The sequence below is a fragment of the Acinetobacter sp. GN11 genome (assembly GCF_054823985.1).
Genome location: NZ_JRVL01000080.1, coordinates 1 through 5,965, shown reverse-complemented (window position 1 = coordinate 5,965; position 5,965 = coordinate 1). Strand labels below are relative to the sequence as shown.

At 40.5% G+C, this 5,965-nt stretch carries 3 protein-coding genes; 1 reads left to right on the top strand and 2 read right to left on the bottom strand.

From position 1 onward, the window contains the following. The coding region (gene putA, locus NL42_RS08790; RefSeq protein WP_461312479.1) for a trifunctional transcriptional regulator/proline dehydrogenase/L-glutamate gamma-semialdehyde dehydrogenase at window positions 1–3,701 on the bottom strand (3,701 nt) is incomplete at its 3' end. A gap of 125 nt (window positions 3,702–3,826) precedes the next feature. Here putA and NL42_RS08785 point away from each other — a divergent pair. Further along, a complete protein-coding gene (locus tag NL42_RS08785; RefSeq protein ID WP_003651419.1) occupies window positions 3,827–4,315 on the top strand; it encodes an Lrp/AsnC ligand binding domain-containing protein in 489 nt (162 codons plus the stop codon). 33 nt (window positions 4,316–4,348) lie between these two features. On the opposite strand, the gene putP is transcribed toward NL42_RS08785, so the two are convergent. Further along, entirely contained in the window at window positions 4,349–5,839 is a 1,491-nt protein-coding gene (gene putP / locus NL42_RS08780) for a sodium/proline symporter PutP (RefSeq protein ID WP_461312478.1), read from the bottom strand. Window positions 5,840–5,965 lie beyond the last annotated feature (126 nt).

Here is a 5,965-nt window from a genome sequence, read left to right as displayed (position 1 = left end):
ACACTAATTGCACGTTCAATCACTAAACGTTCAAGTGGAATAGTCTCATTTGGCTCAACATGTGTAATACCCACAATTGCACCAGAACGAGTAGCAACTTCTTGCTGTAATGAGAAGATTTCTTCGCGGTTACCATGATGTAAAACTGCATCAAAATCATCTGATGCGATGTTTTTAACCGTAGTAATTGCAGCAAGCACATCTTTCGGCAAGGTTTGTTTATGTTTTGCCAATAATGGACTATTTGGCATTACCGCAGCTTGGCTACCAACTGCAAAAATTGCGAGCAATTGATGCAACTGATTTTGTTCTGTGTCAGCGATTGAAAGAACACGGTGACGCGGCAGAATAATATATTGGTTACTTTCTCCGGTAGGACCTTGTAACTCATAGAATTTACCAACGCCAAACGGTTCAATTTCGTGATTTGCTTGCGGTAAATGCTGTTTCGCCCAACTTTGTAAGCTCTGATAAACCTCTCGGTTAAAGCCTTCAAAAGCAGTTTGTTCATTTTTCATGGCAAATGGTGTTGCCAATACTTTATTTGAACAGTGCTGCATTAAGCGATACATGTAAAGCGGACCACCAGCTTTTGGACCTGTACCAGATAAACCTTCACCACCAAATGGTTGAACACCAACAACAGCGCCAACAATATTTCGGTTGATATAAAGGTTACCAACTTCAGCATGTTGAATCACTGTTTGGATCGTTTGATCAATACGGGTGTGTAAACCCATTGTTAAACCATAACCTTTGGCATTAATTCGCGAGATGAGTTGCTCAAGCTCGCCATACTTATAGGTAATGATGTGTAAAACTGGACCAAAGACTTCACGTTGTAAATCATCAAGGTTAGGTAATTCAATTGCTGTTGGTACAACAAAAGTTCCTTTATCTAATTCATTCTGGCTCGTTGCGCCAAACATTAGCTGATCTACTGGATAGCCTTTAGACTTCATTTTTTGGATGTGCTGATCAATCGTCTGTTTTGCTTCAACATCAATAACAGGACCAATATCAGTTTTTAAAATGGCAGGGTTACCTACGCTCAACTGTTGCATTGCACCTTTAAGCATTTTAATAACGGTTGCAGCACTATCTTCTTGTACACATAAAATACGTAAAGCAGAACAACGTTGACCAGCGCTATCAAAAGCTGAACTTACAACATCAAGTACGACTTGTTCAGTTAATGCAGATGAGTCCACAATCATTGCATTTTGACCACCAGTTTCTGCAATGAGGGGAATTGACTGTCCATTTTCAGATAAACGTTTTGCAACTGTCTTCTGTAAAATTTTTGCAACTTCAGTTGAACCTGTAAACATGATGCCATCGATACGGCTATCTTGGCTGAGTTGAGCTCCAACTGTTTCACCACGACCTGGCAATAACTGCACAGCGCCATGAGGAATACCAGCTTCCCATAAAATTTGCACTGCTTGAGCTGCAATTAATGGAGTCTGTTCGGCAGGTTTAGCAATAACACAGTTACCGCTGACTAATGCAGCCGCGATTTGGCCTGAGAAAATCGCAAGAGGGAAGTTCCATGGGCTAATGCAAAGTACAGTACCTAAAGGCTGAATGATTGTATTAGCTGGAAGGTTCTCAACTTGAGTTGCGTAGTAACGTAAGAAATCTACAGCTTCACGAACTTCAGCAATCGCATTGGCATAGGTTTTACCACTTTCACGGCAAAGCAATACCATTAACTCTTCAATACGGCTTTCCATCAGGTCAGCTGCACGTTTTAAGTATTGAGCACGTTGATCTTTAGGTGTATTAGCCCATTCAGACTGAGTTTGTTCAGCTGCATTAAGTGCAACTTCTACATGCTTGAGATCAGCTTCTTGTACATGCCCAACAATTTCATCATTTTGTGCTGGGTTTGTAATTGCAACAGAATTACCTTGTTCTAAAGAACCATTATCTGCCAATAACGGATGGCTTTGCCAGATACGGTTACGCAGTTGTTGAGCTGTGCTGTCTAAAGCTTCAAGTGGAGCATCATTAGCTAAATCATATCCTTTAGAGTTTTTACGGAGCGAACCATACATGTCTAAAGGTAACGGAATAGACGGGTGTTTTAAGCCAACTGAACCTTCAAGTTTAGCTGCATTGCGAATATCGTAAATTGGAGACTGAATCAGGTCTTCAACTTTAAGTGTTTTATCGGCAATACGGTTAACAAATGAAGTATTTGCACCATTTTCAAGTAAACGGCGAACTAAGTAAGCCAACAAAGTTTCATGGTTACCAACAGGAGCATAAATACGGCATGGTACGCCTAATTTATTTTGCTCACGTGGGCCAACAACTTGTTCATAAAGTGGCTCACCCATACCATGTAGGCATTGGAACTCGTACTGACCAGCATAATATTTGCTTGGGTCAGCTAAATGATAAATCGTTGCTAACGTTTGAGCATTATGAGTTGCAAATTGCGGATAGATGAACTCTGGTGCTGCAAGTAATTTTTTAGCACAAGCGATATAAGATAAATCCGTATGCACCTTACGAGTGAAGACAGGATAGTCATCCATACCTTCGATTTGTGCTTTCTTGATTTCGCTATCCCAATACGCACCTTTCACAAGACGGATCATGAGGCGCTTTTGGCTGCGTTTAGCAAGATCGATAATATAATCAACTACGAAGAAACAGCGTTTTTGGTACGCTTGAATAACGAAACCAATACCTTTCCAGTTTGCAAGTTCTGGTTCGAAACAAAGGCGTTCAAGTAACTCAAGAGAAATTTCTAAACGTTCTGATTCTTCTGCATCGATATTTAAACCAATATTGTACTTTTTAGCTAAAAGAGCGAGTTCAAATACTTTGCCGTATAGTTCTTGATGAACACGCTCAATTTGCGCGCGTTGATAGCGAGGGTGTAAAGCAGAAAGCTTAATTGAGATACCTGGGCCATCATAAACGCCTTTACCGTTAGACGCTTTGCCAATTGCATGGATAGCTTGCGTATAATCATTGAAGTAACGTTCAGCATCATGTTCGGTTAGAGCAGCTTCACCCAACATGTCGTAAGAATAGCGGAAACCTTTGTCTTCAAGTACTTTTGCATGGTCTACAGCTTCTTCAATGGTTTCACCAGTAACAAACTGTTCACCCATCATACGCATTGCAACATCGACTGCTTTACGAATAATGCCACGGCCACTACGTGCTAAAAGGCCAGTAAGTACACTTGAAAGACTAGTTTGCTTTGGTGTTTCCATGAGCTTACCAGTCAGCATAAGGCCCCATGCAGCAGCATTTACAAACATTAAGCTGCTTTGGCCAACGTGTTCTTTCCAGTTGCCCTGATTGATTTTATCTCGAATAAGTAAATCACGTGTTGCTGAGTCTGGAATACGAAGCAAAGCTTCAGCAAGACACATTAAAGCCACGCCTTCTTGTGAAGAAAGGGAGAATTCTTGTAGTAACCCTTGAACAATACCTGCTTTACCCGAAGAGGTTTTACGTTCACGTAAGTTATGGGCAAGATTAAAGGCAAGGTCATAAATTTTATGATCTAAATCATCAGATACCGCGGCAGCTTGTAATAGCTCTTCTACAGCTTCTGGTTCAGCACGACGCCAAGCTGTGTTAATGCGTTGTTCAAACTCACTTTTATCGTTGAATTCGGTGATATAGCCTTGGTGAGATTTATCCATTTGATGAAAAGTATCCATTGTATTCATATCTGTTTCCGCCAACTAGCTCTCGTACTATTTATCTTGAGTAGAGAGGTTTAGATAATTTATCATTACAGAAGAAACACCAAATAACTCACTATATTTATCCCATTTTTTAGAGGAAAATTCAGATGAATGGCCCATTATTAAGCCTTGATCGCACTGATTTAAAAATTTTGGATATTCTTCAAACAGATGGGCGTATTTCGAACAGTAAATTAGCCGAACTTGTGAATTTATCTCCAACTGCTGTGATGGCACGAGTCCAAAAGCTAACGAAGGATGAATTCATCTTGGGATATGAGGCTAAGTTAAACCCTGTTAAGTTAAATGCTAATTTTTTGGTGTTTGTTGAAGTATTACTGGATAAAACGACACCTAATGTTTTAGATGAGTTTATTGATGCTGTGGTGCATTATCCGGAAATTGTTGAGTGCCATATGGTCAGTGGGGGCTTCGATTTTTTAATTAAATTACGAAGTGCCAGTATGGAAGAGTTTAGACGTATTGCAGGGCAAGTGTTATGGCAGTTACCTGGGGTAAAAGAAACCCGTAGTTACCCAGTGATGCAAGTTGTGAAGGATACTTCAAAAATTAAAATCAAAACTAAAAATAAATAAAGGGGCCGAAGCCCCTTAGTTTATTTAGATGGATTATACGCTTTCTTTGTAGAGTTTATCTGCTTGTTCAAAGCGTCCAGTTACTGTCGTATTTGGCGCTTTAGTTAAAAGACTCACAACAACGATGCTGATAAATGCAAGGATAAAGCCAGGAATAATTTCGTAAACACCAGTGTCTGCGAAAAGATTTTTCCAGCCAATAACCACAACTGCACCAACGATCATACCCGCTAAAGCACCTTGTAAATTCATACGTTTCCAGAACAATGACAAGATGATAAGCGGACCAAACGCTGCACCGAAGCCAGCCCATGCATAAGCAACAAGACCAAGAACCTTACTATCGGGGTTCCCTGCAAGCACAATGGCAAGAACAGCAATGACAAGAACCATTACACGGCCAACCCATACAAGTTCTTTTTGAGATGCATTTTTACGAAAGAAACCTTTGTATAAATCCTCAGTTAAAGCACTTGAACATACTAAAAGTTGACAGCTTAACGTGCTCATCACAGCAGCTAAAATTGCCGCCAAAATGATGCCCACAATCCATGGATTGAATAAAATTTTAGTCAATTCCATAAATACAGTTTCAGGGTTTTTGCTTACAACTGCTGCTAATTCAGGGTGTTGTTCAAAATAAGCAATACCGAAGAAACCAGCACCTACAGCACCTGCTAAACACAAGATCATCCAAGTCATGCCAATACGACGAGCAGCAGGAATAGATTTTACTGAGTCAGCTGCCATGAAACGTACAAGGATGTGTGGTTGACCAAAGTAACCAAGTCCCCATGCCATGGAGGATAAAACGGCTACCACACCAAAATCTGAGATGAGATTAAATGCATGCGGGCGTGCAGTTTCAATGAGGGTAACAAAATGAGTTGTGTCCCCGATCGCAAGGTAAGTCACGATTGGTGTCAAAATCAGGGCAAAAATCATCAATCCAGCTTGGAATGTATCAGTCCAGCTAATTGCTAAGAATCCACCGATACAAACATAACTGATGGTTGCAATAGCACTGAGCCAAATAGCTGTGTTGTAAGACATGCCGAATAAATTTTCAAATAAACGGGCACCCGCTACCATACCTGAAGCACAGTAAATAGCGAAGAAAACCAAGATGATAACGGCAGAGAAAATACGAAGTATTTTTTTCTGGTCATCAAAGCGGCTTGTAAAATAATCTGGCAAAGTTAATGCATTGTTTTGAATTTCAGTATGAACGCGTAATCGACCAGCAACCAGTAGCCAGTTAAGCCAAGCACCGATAATAAGACCAATTGCAATCCACGCTTCAGATAGACCAGAAAGATAAATTGCTCCTGGTAAACCCATGAGTAGCCAACCACTCATGTCTGATGCGCCTGCGGATAACGCAGTAACGAAACTGCCTAAACTACGACCACCGAGAATATAATCTGAGAAGTCGCTTGTAGCACGGTAGGCAAATAAGCCAATAAGTACCATTGCTACGATGTACACCATAAACATGATGAGGGTGGGATCAAAATAACTCATGATGGATGTGTGTCCTTATATCCATAATCCGTGATTGTAACCTAATCCAGGTCGCTGTTTTCTTGTACGGCATTCAAGAGGTTGAGATTCAACCACAAAAGATTTTTTTCTCTCTGTTATTTTTAT